The sequence below is a fragment of the Pantoea phosphatilytica genome (assembly GCF_051025615.1).
Classification (GTDB): Bacteria; Pseudomonadota; Gammaproteobacteria; order Enterobacterales; family Enterobacteriaceae; genus Pantoea.
The window spans coordinates 129736-144986 of the sequence record NZ_JBPFDF010000004.1; the positions used below are offsets into that span (position 1 = coordinate 129736).

The window sequence follows — 15251 nt, forward strand, 5'->3', positions numbered from 1 at the left end:
CCGCGCTAGTCCGCTCCGCCCGATCCCGAAACCCCGGCTTTCACCGGGCAGGATAAAAAAGCTTCACACCGCAGGGGATTCGGTTTATGTTCAGGGAAATGATCGTTTCCTAAAGGTGCCCGCGATGAACGATAACCGCTACAAGGATCGGGGGCGGCCACGCGCCTTTGATGCCGATGAGGTGCTCGATCGTGCGATGCTGCTGTTTCGTCAGAAAGGGTATCACGCCACGTCGATCGGAGATCTGAGCCAGGCGATGCAGCTTACCACGGGCAGCATCTACAAAGCCTTTACCGACAAGCGCACGCTGTTTGCAGACGTTTTTGCCCGCTATCTCTCCATGCGTAACAGCAGCCTGTCGCAGCGGCTGGCGCAGTGTGAAAACGGCCGGGCAAAACTGGCAGAGCTGCTGGCGTTCTATGTGGATTCCGTGCGCGACATAGAAGGCGAGCGCGGTTGTCTGGTGGCGGTCAGCGCGGTGGAGCTGCAGACGCTGGATGAAGAGCTGGCGGGCGCGGTCGGGGCGGCGCTGATGCGTAATTATCAGAACCTGCAGCAGCTTATCCTTCAGGGGCAGCAGGATGGCTCGGTTAATCCCTCGCTCGACAGTGCACCGGCGGCCTCTCTGCTGCTCTGCGTCGTGCTGGGGATGAGGGTCGCAGGTAAAGTTGCAGCGACCCGCCCGGACGCCAGCGTGATTCCACTGGCGATGAAGCTGCTCGATTAATTTTTTTACCAATAAAGGAAATGATCGTTTCCTTAATATCCGGAGGTTCTATGTCGTCGCATCCCGCGTTTCAGCATCACTTTGTCACTGTCGGCTCACAGCGTCTGCACTATCTGCATGCAGGCGGTGATCACCCGGAAACCGTGGTTCTGCTGGCCGGATTTCCACAGAGCAGCTATGCCTGGCGGGATGTGATCCCTCTGCTGGCCCGCCGTTTCAACGTTATCGCCCCCGATCTGCCCGGTCAGGGAGATTCAGATTTCCCCGCCGACGGTTACGACACGGACACGGTGGCCGGGCGGATCGTCGAGCTGCTGCAACAGCTCGGCGTGGAACGTTTCTCGCTGGCCGGTCATGATGTCGGTGCCTGGGTGGCGTGGTCACTGGCAGCCCGGTACCGCGGAAAGGTCAGCCGGGTGGCGCTGCTGGACGGGGGCATCCCCGGCGTCACGCTTCCGGAGACGCTGCCGCTGACAGGGGAGAGCGCCCGGAAAATCTGGCACTTTGCGTTTCACTTTGTGCAGGACCTGCCGGAAGCCCTGATCGCGGGCAGAGAAGGCCTCTATCTCGACTGGTTTTTCAACCAGAAAGCCGCCAGCCCGCATCGCATCGATCCGGCGGCCCGGCGTGAATATCTGCGTGTCTTTCAGCAGCCAGGCGCACTGCGGGCCGGGCTTGCGTTCTATCGGGCGTTTGAGCAGTCCGCACAGCAGAATCGCCTGCGTGCGCAGCAGGGTAAACTGTCCCTGCCGCTGCTGGCGGTAAGTGCCGATCGCGGTTCGATTCCTGATATGGCGGCACCCTTACGTGCTGTTGCACAGCAGGTTTATGGTGAAACGATAACTGACTGCGGCCACTTTATACCGGATGAGCAACCCGAAAAACTGGCGGACATCCTGACCCGTTTTTTTACCCGACAGGCCGGGACAAACGCAGAGGCGCTGTTGTAACGCGCAGGCGAGGATGTGCTGCGCCGCTACAGAAATCCGCCGCGGCCTGCGCATTGCTATCTGAACAGCCATCCGGGCATGATGGGGGCCACTGTTTCCCGGAGTTTTCATATGAACCCTGCACTGAAGATAGGCCTGTTGCTGTTTCCTGATGTCACCCAGCTCGATCTGACCGGCCCCTGGGAGGTGTTCGCGCGCACGCCGGGCGTCGAATGCTTCCTGATCTGGAAAGATCGTCATCCGGTGCGGTCCGATCGCGGCCTGTCGATCGTGCCGACCATGACGTTTGCGGATTGTCCGCCACTGGATGTGATCTGTGTGCCGGGCGGACCAGGGCAGATCGCTCTGATGTCAGATGCCGTCACGCTGGATTTTCTGCGGCAGCAGGCGGAACAGGCGCAGTGGGTTACGTCCGTCTGTACCGGATCGCTGGTGCTGGGCGCGGCCGGGCTGCTGCAGGGCTACCGTGCCACCTGCCACTGGGGTTCCCTCGATCAGCTGGCCCTGCTGGGGGCGGACCCGGTCAGCCAGCGCGTGGTGCGAGACCGCAACCGCATCACCGGCGCGGGCGTCACCTCTGGCATCGATTTTGCGCTGACGCTGGTGGCGGAAATCGCCGGTGAAGACGTTGCCAGAGCGGTGCAGTTGCAGATGGAATATGATCCTGAACCTCCCTTCAGCAGCGGTTCCCCCCGCACCGCGCCGCCACAGGAGGTGGCACAGGCACAGGCTCAGATGGCTCCCTTTATCGCCACACGCCGTGCGGCAACAGAAAGGGCGGCTGCCTGGTTGCAGGCTCAGCCGCGTGCTCACGCTGGCGGGAACGGGGCGGAATAACGCTATCTGAAAGCCCGGCCAGGTTGCGCTGTTTCGTCCGGCGATTTTCGATTATTTATTCCGGATGCGAACGCCATAACGTCAGCGTAAATTACGCTGACGTATTTTCAGTGCTGGAATAAAAGGCCCCCCGCCGTAAAAGTAGGGAAAGTAATGTTGCGAGATGGATTATTAATATTATTGCTGATCCGCTGTTATCTCATACGACTTTCCAATAATTAATTCTATCTTATTGATTTATAGTAATTGATTGCCGCTTTTCCCGCGTTGCTTTCTGCAACGTGCTGTGAATAAATAAACGGTCATCAACATCCGCCATCAGGATGAATAAAATGAAGGTCGGCCGGAGCCTGCCGACCTCATATTGCCGGGGCTGCTATGAATCAGGAAAAAGCACGACTGGCCGGGGAATTAAAAGCCAGAGTTAATGAACTTGAACCGCAGTTAGTCGCGATTCGACGGGATATTCACGCCCATCCGGAATTAGGATTTGATACGCTGCGAACGGCCGGTCTGGTCACAGACTACCTGCAGGCGCTGGGGCTTCATCCCCGCAGCGGAGTAGGCCGCAGCGGCGTTGTGGTCGATATCGAGGGCGCAGAGCCGGGTAAAACGCTGCTGCTGCGCGCCGATATGGACGCGCTGCCTATCCATGAGCAGACCGGTTTACCCTTTGCCAGCCGCTTTCCCGGAAAAATGCACGCCTGCGGGCATGATATTCACACGGCGACCCTGCTGGGTGTAGCGACGATCCTGCCGCACTACCGCCAGCAGCTTAAAGGCCGGGTCCGGCTGATATTCCAGCCCGCGGAAGAGACGCCGGACAGCGGCGCGGCCGCCATGATTGCGGATGGCGTGGCGGACGGTATCGACTGGGCCGTAACCCTGCATAACAAACCCGAGCTGGCGGCGGGCGAGATTGCCCTGACGCGCGGGTCCAGCACGGCCTCCAGCGACGAATTCGATGTGACGGTGCACGGCGTCTCGACCCACGCGGCCCGGCCGCATATGGGCACCGATCCGATCATCGCCACCGTCCACCTTATCAGCCAGCTGCAGACCCTGATTTCGCGTGAACGCGACCCCGCGCACTCCGCCGTTCTGACGATCGGACATATTCAGGGCGGAACCACCCACAACATCATTCCCGACAGCTGCCTGTTTCAGGGCACGATCCGCACCAAATCGCCCGAGGTCCGCGCGGCTATGGAGGCCTCATTCAAACGGATGTGTGAAGGCGTCGCCCTGGCGCAGAATGTGCGCATCGACGTTAACTTTCAGCGTGGCGTGCCGCCCCTGATGAATGACGATCGCCTGATCGACGCGCTGGAAACCATCCTGTCGCACCAGTTTGATCAGACGATCGTCGGGCAGCCCAGTGCCAGCTTTGGAGCAGAAGATTTTTCACTGTTTACCGAACGCGTACCCGGCTGCCAGATCCACATCGGATCTGCCACACCGGGTCGTGATGACCATCTGCATAACTCCGACTATCAGCCGGATGAACGCAGCATTGCCGCCGGGACGCAGGCGCTGACGCGCCTCGCGATTGATTTACTCTCTTAATTATAACAATGAGGTTTCTATGATGATGCGCAACCGCCTGTTCACGGCGTCACTGACCGTGGCGCTGCTCGCCACGTCGGCGTTCAGCCAGGCGAAAGATTTTGGCACCCTGAAATTTGCGACCGAAGCGGCCTATCCTCCGTTTAACCAGACGACCCCGAGTGGCAAAATCGTCGGCTATGAGCCGGATATGGTGGCGGAGCTGGCGAAGCGCGCGGGCTTTAAATATGAAATCATCGCGCAGAAGTGGTCAGGTATGATCCCGGGGCTGATCGACGGTAAATATGATGCCGTAGTCGATGCGGTGACCGTAACGCCAAAACGCGCTGAAGCGATCGACTTTACCCATCAGTACACCGTCAGCGTCTCCAGCTTTGTGACCGCGAAAAAAAGCCCACTGGCGACCCTGCCGGGCAGCGGCACGGTGGTCGCGGCAGATGACGAAGCCGGAATGAAAAAAGCGATCGACGATCTGAAAACCACCTTCAAAGGCAAAACCATTGCGGTGCAGGTCGCCACCATCCAGGCTGATTTCCTGCAGAAATATCTGGGCGATGTCGCCACGATCCGCACCTATCAGGCGGGTCCGGAAACCTATGCCGATCTGCTGAATGGCCGCGTTGATGCGGTGATGGCGTCGCGCACCAACCTCAACGCCTTTGTGAAAAAACAGAGCGATGCGATCAGCAGCAGCGGCTATGGCTTCACCGGTGGCGTGCTGGGTGCCGGCTCGGCGATTGGCCTGCGCAAGGGCAACAGCGAGCTGCAGCAGGCGCTGAACCAGGCGCTGGAGTCGATGATCAAAGACGGAACGCTGAGCAAACTGTCGATCAAATGGTTCGGCGAAGATGTCGCGCCGAAAGCGTAACCCCGGATGCTGATGACTATTGACTGGCAGATACTGGGCTTCGGCGATGAGGGATGGGGCGGCGTGCTGCTTAACGCCGCCGCCGTCACCGTCAGCGTGTCGCTCTGCGCCTGGCTACTGGGGGCGATGCTGGGCAGCGTGCTCTGCTGGATGCAGATTGCCGGTTCGCGCTGGCAGCAGCGGCTGGCGGCAGGCTACATCACACTGTTTCGCGGCGTGCCGGAGCTGCTGGTTATCTATCTCTTCTACTTCGGCGGACGCCAGGTCGTCTCCACCGTCGGCACCGCGCTGGGCTTTCAGGGGCCGTTTGATGTCAACGGTTTTGTGGCCGGTGCGATTGCCATCGGGCTGATTTCGGGGGCCTATCAGAGCGGCGTGTTTCGTGGCGCCTTCTATGCCATTCCGGGCGGCACGCTGGAGGCGGCCACCGTAACCGGCATGGGCAGGCTGATGATGTTCCGGCGCATTATTGTGCCGCAGGCGTTACGCACCGCGCTGCCGGGCATGGGCAACCAGTGGCAGTCGGTGATCAAAGAGTCGGCGCTGGTTTCAGTGACCGGCCTGGTGGAGACCATGAATCAGGTCTCTACCGCCGCAAACTCCACCCAGATGTCCTTTTTCTTCTACAGCGTCGGGGCGGTGATCTACCTGATTATCACGACCTGTTCCGATATGGTTTTCCGCTACGTGGAAAAGTTTGCGATGCGCGGTCAACAGCGCGTAAAGGGATAAGGAGAGCTCATGGATATCATCTTTTTACAGCAGACGCTGCTGGCGCTGCTGAAAGGATTGCCGCTGACAATCAACCTGGCGCTGCTCTCTCTGCTGGGCGGTGGCGTGCTGGCGCTGCTGCTGAATCTGCTGCGCATGACGCGCGTCGGCAGCCTGTTCTGCCGGTTCTACGTCTGGCTGTTTCGCGGCACGCCGCTGCTGATCCAGATTTTCATGGTCTATTACGGCCTGGGCAGCTTACCGGCGGTGCGGGAGAGCCTCTTCTGGCCGCTGCTGCGCGATCCTTACTGGTGCGGCTTGCTGGCGCTGATCCTCAACGATGCGGCCTACACCTCGGAGATCCTGCGCGGCGGGCTGCGCGCCGTCAGTCAGCAGTCGCTGGAGGCCGCGAAAGTGTCGGGCATGTCGTCGTATAAGATGTTCACCCGTATCACCTTACCCATTGCTGTCCGTCAGGCGTTACCCGCCTACAGCAATGAAATCATCTCCATGATCAAAGCGACATCACTGGTCAGTACCATCAGCCTGATGGAGATGACCGGCATTGCCGATTCCATCGTCTCGTCCACGTTCCGGGCGCTGGAGGTGTTTCTGAGCGCAGCCCTGATCTACCTGCTGCTGACCATCCTTGTCAGTAAAGGGGTGTCGATGCTGGAACGACGCTTATCACCTTACTACTTTGGAGCACGCTCATGACCGCACCTACCATCATGCTGAGCCACCTCAGAAAGAGTTATGCGGGACACGAAGTGCTGCATGATATCAGCCTGACCGCGCAGGATGGCGACGTCATTTCGCTGATCGGGGCAAGCGGGTCGGGCAAAAGTACGCTGTTACGCTGCATCCCGTTTCTGGAAGTGCCCCAGGCGGGCGAGATCGCCGTTGGCGACGTCAGCGTCACGCTGGACAACGCCGAGGAGAAACTGAGCCGTGAGCAGCGCCGTCGCATTAAACTGATGCGGATGCAGCTCGGTTTCGTGTTTCAGAGCTTTAACCTGTGGCCGCATAAGACGGTAATGCAGAATATCATTGAAGCGCCGGTGCATGTGCAGAAGCGCAGCCACAAAGAGGCGCTCGAAGAGGCTGAGGCGCTGCTGCACAAGGTCGGACTCTATGCAAAGCGTGACGCCTGGCCGTCGCAGCTTTCAGGCGGACAGCAGCAGCGTGTGGCGATTGCCCGGGCGCTGGCGCAGCAGCCGAAAGCGATACTGTTTGATGAACCGACCTCCGCGCTGGATCCGGAACTGGTGGGGGAGGTGTTGCGGGTCATCCGGGGCCTGGCAGAAGAGGGACGCACCATGATCATCGTGACGCATGAGATGGGTTTTGCGCGTGACGTGTCGAACAAAGCGGTGTTTCTGCATCAGGGCATAATCGAAGAGTCTGGCTCACCGGAACAGGTCTTTCTGGATCCGATCTCCCCTCGCTGTCGCGCCTTTGTGAACAGCCATTTTGAACGCAATGCAGGCTGACGCAGACAGGCGCCGCAGCGCCTGATTTCCCCCTGCGGTACACCCGGATATCACGTCGCGCCATTTAGTCACCCGAATGGCGCGGCCGTTTCCGCATTCTTCTGTACGCTGCCGCTCCATTTAACCTGTTAAAAATCATAATCTTAAATTTTATTTCGTCCTGCCGAAAAAAAATTTAAATTTTTTGCATCCGTTTTCCCTGCTCATTCGTATTAACAGATAAGGGCACATCGGCCCTGTCCGTCAACTCAATGAGGAAAGTGAAAATGAAACCATTCATGCCAGCTCTGCTTTTTTCTGCTTTAGTTTTCAGCGGTGCCTCTTATGCAGCGACCATGGACAGCGACACGGTGATGGTCGGTGGGGCAGCGATGTACCCGTCGAAAAATATTGTACAGAACGCCATTAACTCCAAAGATCACACCACGCTGGTGGCGGCCGTTAAAGCGGCGGGTCTGGTGCCGACGCTGGAAGGCAAAGGGCCGTTTACCGTTTTCGCGCCGACTAATGCCGCGTTCGAAAAACTGCCGCAGGGCACCGTCGACTCCCTGCTGAAACCCGAAAACAAACAGAAACTCACCAGCGTGCTGACCTATCATGTCGTGGCCGGGAAACTGGATATGAAAGCGCTGCAGAAAAAAATCAAAGCGGGTGGCGGCAAAGCCGAACTGAAAACGGTGCAGGGTGGCGCGCTGTGGGTGATGGCAAACGGCCCGCACAACATCCAGCTGAAAGATGCCCAGGGCAACATTGCCAATATCACCACCTATGATGTGAACCAGAGTAATGGCGTCATTGACGTTATCGATACCGTGCTGATGCCATAAAAGGTGTCATCTATACTGTGTGTAGCCACTGATGTGGCTACACCTTTAACAGGGAAGACGATGACAAAAAACGTGCCTCACATTCAGGCTGAGTTAATGAATCAGATTGCCTGTGGCGACAAAGCCGCGCTGGCGCAGCTTTATCACAGCCTCTCTCCGAAGCTGTTCGGCATTATCCTGCGTATGGTCCGGCGCCGTGACTGGGCAGAAGAGATCCTCCACGACACCTTCCTTCAGATCTGGCAATCGGCAACCTATTACGACGACAGGCGCAGCGAACCGCAGATATGGCTCTGTCACATCGCCCGCAATCGGGCGATCGATTTTCTGCGAAAACATGATAACCGGTGCTGTTCGATGGAGGAGATTACCGAAGCGGAAGCGGGCTTACATACCCTGCTCTCTGCCGATGGCGGACATGCAGAGGCGCGCCGTCTTCAGCACTGTATGGCGCATCTGCCGTCAGAGCAGCGCCAGACGCTTTCGCTCGCCTATTATCGTGGCCTGTCCCAGAGTGAAATTGCCCTCTCCCTGAGCCAGCCGGAAGGCACCATAAAAAGCTGGATCCGTCGCGCGTTAACCCATCTGCGGGAGTGCATAGGCCTATGAGTGCTCAGGAAAACGAAGACCTTGTCGCCGCGGAATATGTGCTTGGGCTGACCGATGACGCCACCCGTCAGTCGCTGGATAAACGGCTTAATGAGGACGCAGCCTTTGCTGCCGAAGTGCTGCACTGGCAGAAAGCCTTTAGCGGACTCGATCGCATCACCCCGGCGGTCGCGCCTGCGCCCGGCGTCTGGCAGCGGATTGAGCGGGATCTCAGCCGCGCCGCTCCCACAGCCTCTTCACCCCGCATATCCGCTCATCCCGGATTCTGGCTCGGCTGGGGGCTGGCGGCGGCGCTGGCGGGCTTTCTGATCGTCAGTTACGTGACCAGGCCCGATGTTACCCCTGCTCTGCAGCCGGTGGCGGTGCTCAGCGGGGCGCGGCCTGATGCGCAGTTTGTGGTGAGTCTGGATAAGTCCGCTTCGCTGATTGAGGTGTCTGCCCTCAACATCACGCTGCCTGCGGATAAAAACTTTGAGCTATGGCTGATCAAAGGCAGTGCCGCACCGCAGTCGCTGGGGCTGATCGCGCGTCGCGAGGGCAATGCCTTTAAACTGCCCGCCGGGGCGCTGGATAACCAGACGGTGCTGGCGGTCAGTCTCGAACCGCTGGGCGGCTCTAAACAGGCCGGGCCATCGGGGCCGGTCGTTTTCCAGGGCAGGGTCACACTTCTCTGATCGGGCCGCAGACCTGCGCTTTTAACCATCCGGCCCGCAGCAGGCTGTGCTGCCGGGCCGGTGCTCAGGGCTGACGTCTGCAGCTCGCCAGAATGTCGTCAGTGGCGACATATTCGCGGGTCTGCACGCCCGTCATTCCCAGCAGCGTGGAAAAGAGATTGTCGTGGGAATATTTCTGCGTCGCGGCATGCTGGCCCAGACAGTGATAGTCCACGCCATAACGCTGCTGGTAGTCCGGCGACAGCCAGATCAGCAGCGGAACGTGGGTCTGAACGTCGGGCGCAATGGCGTAGGGCAGGCCATGCAGATAAACACCGTTTTCGCCCAGAGACTCACCGTGATCTGACAGATACACCAGGCTGGTCGTAAATCGCGCCTGATGGGCTTTGAGTAACGCTATCGCTTTATCAACGATGTAGTCCGCATAGAGGATCGTATTGTCATAAGTGTTGATCAGCTGCGCCTGAGAGCACTCCTGAATCTGTTTCGTTTCACAGGTGGGTGTGAATCTGCGGAACGCCGGGGGATAGCGGTGGTTGTAGGTGGGCCCGTGACTGCCAATGGTGTGCAGCACGATAATGCCATTGCCCTGCAACTGGCTGATGTACGCCTCCAGACCATGAAAAAGCACGTCGTCGTAGCATTCGCCGTTGATGCACATCTCCGGCAGATTGAGGTCGGTCATCTCCTGATTCGGCACCCGTGCGCACGCACCCTTGCAGCCGCCATCATTCTCATTCCATAACACGCTCAGCCCGGCGCGCTGCAGGATATCCAGCAGCCCCTCCTGATGGCTGGCCAGCGCATCGTCATAATGGCTGCGCGGCATATTTGAGAACATGCAGGGAACGGAGACGGCGGTGGAGGTGCCGCAGGAAGAGGTCGCCGGAAAATAGACGACATCCTCTTTTGCCAGCAATGGATTGGTTTCCCGGCCGTAACCGCCCAGAGAGAAATTAGCGGCCCGTGAGGTTTCACCCACCACCAGGATCGTCAGGTTCTTTTTCGGGCCGTTCAGCCGCTGAGGCCGCTGACGGGCATCCTCGCCTATTTTCACCAGCGGAAGGTTGGCCCGCTCGCGATGGCTGTAGTAAGAGAGTGACGCGGCAATAAAATTCGAGGGGCTGAGTGATTTTAATAGCGAATGGTTATTGCGAATCAGCGAGGCGTAATCTTTATAAAAAACCAGGGCAATCAGGGCAATAAGCAGCAGGGAGAGGGTGAGGCTGATGCCGCGCTGTACGACCCCTTTCCACACCGGAACGGCCTGTTTAAACGCAGGCCAGAAGGCCAGCGCCGCGACAAACACGCCGCTCGCCACTATCACCAGGATCATCTGAGGCGTCAGCAGCGCCAGGCTTTCAGCGGGCGTGGTATCCACCATGTTGGTGATCATCGAGCGGTCGAGGACGATGCCGTAGTGCTGAATAAAGTACTGCGCGGTGGCGGCAATCATGACAAACAGCGCAATGATTATCCTGTCGAGCCACAAAAAGGAGGCGAGCGTCACCACCATATTAATGACGCAGAACGCCACCACCGGCATAGAGAGGAAAAAGAGCAGGTTACCCGCGCCGTTAAACGGAATGAGTGAACTGGCCTGGCGGTAAAAAGGGAGGTTAAGGAAAACCGAAATATAGAGCGAGAATAAAATAATGAATGTCACGCGGTGCAACGCGGGCTGAGTGATTCTGAATCGTGGCATGAAGGTATTCCATAACCCTGAAGAGAGCTGAACAAATAAAAATTAATTTCTGAGTGGGCGGGCTAGAATTAATCAGAATTTTGCGCCGGTTAGAGCAAATAAACGAAGTCAGGGATCGTCATTAATAAAATGGCACGTTATTACCTTTTTCCTGATGAAACAGCGAACAGGGCGGGGGCCGCATGGGGGCCTTTTCAGGGCCAATACTGTTAAGCATTAATGAACTTTTTGCTACAGATAGTGCGATTATCATCGTTGATGTGTGATGCTGATCACATTGTTTTGCTAAAGGCGGCCTGGTTAGTTAAGCAGGGCGTGCAGTTACGGTGAATCAGGCGGGTCGATGATGCCAGGTTCAGCAGACACGCCCCGGAGACGTGTCCGCTGAGACTCCGGTCAGTAGAGTAGTTTATCGCTGCGCTTCTTTCCGATTACGCTGACGGTTAAACCTCTTTTCTGCCCAGATAACGCTCTTTCTGCAGCGAGAGGGCAATCCCGATATCCAGCAACGGTGAGGGGGGCATAAAACTGGCTTTACCGAGCGACAGCATATCTGCCAGGTGCGGGTTATCCTGTTTCAGCATGAAATCAGCCAGCAGGCTGCCTGCGACCGTCTGCTTTGACACACCCGCGCCGTTACAGCCGCCTGCCGTACAGACAAACCGGTTCAGTTGGCCCCACTCCGGCGCGCCGTTGCGCGTGACGCTCAGGGTCCCGGACCAGGTCTGGCTGATGCTGACTTCGCGCAGGGTTGGATAGACTTTATGGAACAAGTGCTGATGCAGCTGAGTTGCCTGCCAGGTCTGCACGGCATTTATCTGACCTTTCAGCGCGGGGATCACATGCTGACGGATCAGGAAACGGCGGTCGGGGGTAAAGCGGAAGGTGGCACCGGCAATAGCATTGACCGGCGTAAGCCCCCAGCTTTGCATCGGCGGCAGAGACGCCAGCTGCTCCGCCGTCAGCGGATCGGTAAGGCTGGCAAAGGTCGCCATCGCCGCCTGACGTGAAAGACCTGGTCGCAGCTCTGGCGATAATGCGTTAGTCGCCAGCATTATTCTGGGAGTAGTAATCACGCCATAAGGGGTCAGCACCTCAGCCACGCTGCCGTAGCGCATCCCCAGCACGGGCGTATTATCGAAACGCTGTACGTTCTCGGGCAGGCAGTGGTTCAGGCCGGCAATCAGCTGCGCCGGATTGACCAGTACGCAGCCCGGCGTATAGATGCCCTGACTGTAAAAGCGCGTCCCGAGTTTCTGATAGAGCGCGTCCCCCTCTGCCAGCGTCCAGGGCTCCTCCATTGAATCGAGCTGACGGGCATACTCCTGCAGAATACGGTCGTTACCCCGTTCGGCCTGACAGTGATATTTACCCACCTTTTCCCAGTCGCACTCAATGTGATGCTGAGCGATCACCTGCTCCAGCTGCCGGATGCCCTCCTGCAGCAAATGACGATAGGCGCTGGCCTTTTTTAATTCGGCCGTTGAGCTGCCGATATTATGGGGCAGGCCAATGACAAAGCCGGAGTTACGGGCCGATGAACTGTCGCGCGGGCTGCAGGCGTCGACGATGAGTATCCTCAGATCGGGATTGATTTCCGACAGGCGGCGCGCAAACGCCACACCGGCAAATCCTGCTCCGACGATAAGCCAGTCGGCTGTAAACCGACCCCGCAGCATCGGCTGGGGGGCAAAGGCGTACTGACCCGCTGGCCAGCCCACCTGATTGTGGTTGAATGGTAGTGATGCGTAGCGCAATTCCCTGTGCCTCATCTGAAAAATGAAGCCAATTTATAAGAGAAAGCGGCGTATGCGGGCCAGCGCTAATCTGACCAGCGTTGATTTCAGACAAGGAAACGTCAGGTGAAGATTTTTCATTTTGCTGCTGTGCGCGGCAGGGATGGATGCCCGCAGGCGGGGCCTACCCGATTCCGCAGAATCATGTCCCGCAGACGCAGGCGGTGCTTTCAACGCATGTTGCTCCGGCAGGTAGCTGACAATGGAACGGGGGCGCGTTATGCCAGCCTGAGAAGTCAGCGCAGTGCGTTGATTGCCTTAATGATCTGCAGCATCGCCTCATTCAGGCTCCCCTCATTGCGGCACAGCAACCAGCCGTTGCGGGCTATCTCCTGCTCGAAGGCGCGGGTAGAAGCCGCGTGCTCTTCCAGCCGGTGGATCACCGTACTGCCCAGGCCCCGCGATCGTGCTGCGGCTCTTGCCCACGACACCTCAGAGGCGGTCACTACGCCGACGTGCAGGTCCGGCACACGCACGTTGTGCTCCCTGTTGAGCCGTAAGATCTCTGCAAATGGGATCATCCGGCGAAACGCGGCATCTGAGGGATACCAGCGGTCCATCAGGATAATGCTGTCGGCTGGCTGTCTGGTCAGAACCTGCTGTGAAATCCAGGCGCGGCTGCGGGCAAAGCGTTCACAAATTTCCCGTTCCAGCTCAGCAGAGGGCTGTCTGACGAGCCGGTTCACAAGCAACATGGTTTCCGATCTGAAAGGATCGCTTTTCCTCTCGCAAAGCCGGACCACCTTGCGTTTCTCTGCCCTCAGGCCCTGGGTGATCGCTTCCAGCAGGGTGGTTTTCCCGACGCCTTTGGGACCATCCAGCGTGACAAACAGCGGACGGTTCACCACTGGAATGACAGGCAGCAGGCGTGACGGATAAAGCGGGGATCTGACATAAGCATTCTCTGTTGCGGGCCGGGTCTGTTTTCATCTGCAATCCTGGGTGCCGCGGAGCGATCCGGCAGGCTGCAGGATCATCCGGGGCAGCGATCCGACATCCTGAGCGCCCTGTTTTGCGGATAACGTGGGATGGTCAGCGGAGCAGTGTAGTGTAAGAACGCCGGAGGGAAAACGAAAAGTATCGCGGTCTGATCAGGCCCTTGCCGTTGCGGTTCTCCACTTCCTCTGCGGTATCGCCACGGCGGATGAAAAAAGCCGCCACGGCGGGCGGCTCTGATCACAGCGATGAAGGCGGGTCGTCGCGTCAGCCTGTCGTGACACGACGGGTTGCGGGACGCTGAGGCAGCAGAACCAGGAAGGCGATAATCATCAGCGCCAGGGCCAGCGAGGCACCGTAGCGACTCAGCGCCAGTCCGCCTGCGGCAAAAGGTTTATCCAGGAAGTCACCAACAACCGCACCCAGGGGGCGGGTCAGAATAAACGCGGCCCAGAAAAGTGCGGTGCGTGAGAGAGCAGTAAAGCAACTGGCCGCCCAGATGATAGCCAGGGCACCGACAAACAGCAGGATCCCGCCATCGTAGCCCAGCCCTTCGCTGTCGGCTGTCCAGTCACCCAGTGCGGTGCCCAGCGTCTGGGAGAACATAATAGTGACCCAGTAAAACGTCTCAGTCACGCCGTTGCTGACCGAGCTGACCGCCACGGTTCCGCAGGTCACTTTCCAGAGAAAGAGTGAGAGGGCCAGCAGGATGCTCAGCAGCAGGGTGCCACCCAGATAACCAATCCCCAGCGAACGGTCTGCAAAATCCGCCAGTGTCGTTCCGACGGTAGTGGTCGCGACCACGGTGAACCAGTAGATCCATTTGTTAAAGCTGTGGCGATTGATTTGAACCGCCACCGCAACCAGAAAGATGATGGCGAAAATCAGCGTGCCGGTCAGATAGCCGAGATTCATCGACATCGTCACCGCGTCACCACCGGTTTCACCCAGCGTTGTCGCTGCGATTTTAGTCAGCCAGAACGCTGTGGTCACGGCTGGCACTTTACTGAAAGAGAGAGAGGCTGTGTGTTTATTTTGCATGGATAACACTCCGGACAAGCCCAACATGAGCTAATACAGCGGTGAGGTTATAAGAACAATCTTAAGCAAAGATTAAGCACCAAGCGGCGGAAGCGATTTTGCTGAGCAATCGAATCTGGCTCACAAAAGCGGGCTGAGCCTGCTCCAGGATCTGACCTGGGGTTTGACTTAATGGCGCACCAGCGGGGACTTTGCTCTGCATTTCAGGCGCAGTTAATGGACGAAAAGTCGGAGGCTGGGTTTTGAAAGAACGCCAGACGTTCTCTCAGTGGCGCCGAATCGTTTAAGAAAAATAAACAATGCCGCCGCAGCTGCTGATAAAGCCTGCATCTGTTTGCATGCCTCTTAATTTCGTCAGGCGGATAAAAAAGGTGTCAGGCTGGTGAGGGGGTAAAAAACGCACACAACCGTTAGGACGAGCGGGGCGGTATAACGGATACCCGGGTTAAAGGTTTCCGGCTCATCAGCCGATAAACACAGGCTAATACTTTACCACTGCATCCTGTTATAT

General features: G+C 58.0%; 15 protein-coding genes. 11 read left to right on the plus strand and 4 right to left on the minus strand.

From position 1 onward, the window contains the following. Positions 1-124 precede the first annotated feature (124 nt). The 11 genes from ACR6AS_RS15605 (at position 125) to ACR6AS_RS15655 (ending at position 9262) form a co-directional block, all read left to right on the plus strand. On the plus strand, positions 125-727 hold the full coding sequence (locus ACR6AS_RS15605; RefSeq protein WP_111138936.1) for a TetR/AcrR family transcriptional regulator: 603 nt from the start codon (positions 125-127) through the stop codon (positions 725-727). A 50-nt stretch (positions 728-777) separates the two neighbouring features. Further along, a complete protein-coding gene (locus ACR6AS_RS15610; RefSeq protein WP_434162875.1) occupies positions 778-1677 on the plus strand; it encodes an alpha/beta fold hydrolase in 900 nt (299 codons plus the stop codon). Between the two features lie 111 nt (positions 1678-1788). After that, on the plus strand, positions 1789-2514 hold the full coding sequence (locus ACR6AS_RS15615; protein ID WP_434162877.1) for a DJ-1/PfpI family protein: 726 nt from the start codon (positions 1789-1791) through the stop codon (positions 2512-2514). A gap of 378 nt (positions 2515-2892) precedes the next feature. Beyond that, entirely contained in the window at positions 2893-4080 is a 1188-nt protein-coding gene (locus ACR6AS_RS15620; protein ID WP_111138939.1) for a M20 metallopeptidase family protein, read from the plus strand. A gap of 19 nt (positions 4081-4099) precedes the next feature. Then, positions 4100-4948, plus strand: coding sequence for a transporter substrate-binding domain-containing protein (locus ACR6AS_RS15625; RefSeq protein ID WP_199559974.1), 849 nt, complete (start codon positions 4100-4102; stop codon positions 4946-4948). A gap of 6 nt (positions 4949-4954) precedes the next feature. Next, a complete protein-coding gene (locus tag ACR6AS_RS15630; RefSeq protein WP_199559975.1) occupies positions 4955-5680 on the plus strand; it encodes an ABC transporter permease in 726 nt (241 codons plus the stop codon). A gap of 9 nt (positions 5681-5689) precedes the next feature. Continuing rightward, the gene (locus tag ACR6AS_RS15635; protein ID WP_111138940.1) at positions 5690-6376 is read left to right on the plus strand and encodes an ABC transporter permease; all 687 of its coding nucleotides are present in this window, start codon (positions 5690-5692) and stop codon (positions 6374-6376) included. Further along, a complete protein-coding gene (locus tag ACR6AS_RS15640) occupies positions 6373-7152 on the plus strand; it encodes an ATP-binding cassette domain-containing protein (protein ID WP_111138941.1) in 780 nt (259 codons plus the stop codon). The genes ACR6AS_RS15635 and ACR6AS_RS15640 overlap by 4 nt, the downstream gene beginning before the upstream one ends. A 266-nt stretch (positions 7153-7418) precedes the next feature. Then, the gene (locus ACR6AS_RS15645; protein WP_199559976.1) at positions 7419-7979 is read left to right on the plus strand and encodes a fasciclin domain-containing protein; all 561 of its coding nucleotides are present in this window, start codon (positions 7419-7421) and stop codon (positions 7977-7979) included. Positions 7980-8039: 60 nt separating this feature from the next. Then, positions 8040-8588: a sigma-70 family RNA polymerase sigma factor gene (locus tag ACR6AS_RS15650; RefSeq protein ID WP_111138943.1), complete on the plus strand. Its 549-nt coding sequence runs from the start codon at positions 8040-8042 to the stop codon at positions 8586-8588. Further along, on the plus strand, positions 8585-9262 hold the full coding sequence (locus ACR6AS_RS15655) for an anti-sigma factor (protein WP_111138944.1): 678 nt from the start codon (positions 8585-8587) through the stop codon (positions 9260-9262). The genes ACR6AS_RS15650 and ACR6AS_RS15655 overlap by 4 nt, the downstream gene beginning before the upstream one ends. Positions 9263-9326: 64 nt before the next feature. Here the strand turns inward: ACR6AS_RS15655 and eptA are convergent, their stop codons facing one another. The 4 genes from eptA to ACR6AS_RS15675 form a co-directional block, all read right to left on the minus strand. Beyond that, positions 9327-10967: a phosphoethanolamine transferase EptA gene (eptA, locus tag ACR6AS_RS15660; protein WP_111138945.1), complete on the minus strand. Its 1641-nt coding sequence runs from the start codon at positions 10965-10967 to the stop codon at positions 9327-9329. 443 nt (positions 10968-11410) lie between these two features. Next, positions 11411-12724, minus strand: a complete 1314-nt coding sequence (locus ACR6AS_RS15665; protein ID WP_434162883.1) for an NAD(P)/FAD-dependent oxidoreductase — start codon at positions 12722-12724, stop codon at positions 11411-11413. A 275-nt stretch (positions 12725-12999) separates the two neighbouring features. Continuing rightward, on the minus strand, positions 13000-13608 hold the full coding sequence (locus tag ACR6AS_RS15670) for a dTMP kinase (RefSeq protein WP_111138974.1): 609 nt from the start codon (positions 13606-13608) through the stop codon (positions 13000-13002). Positions 13609-13966: 358 nt separating this feature from the next. Continuing rightward, positions 13967-14740, minus strand: coding sequence for a COG4705 family protein (locus ACR6AS_RS15675; RefSeq protein WP_111138946.1), 774 nt, complete (start codon positions 14738-14740; stop codon positions 13967-13969). Positions 14741-15251 lie beyond the last annotated feature (511 nt).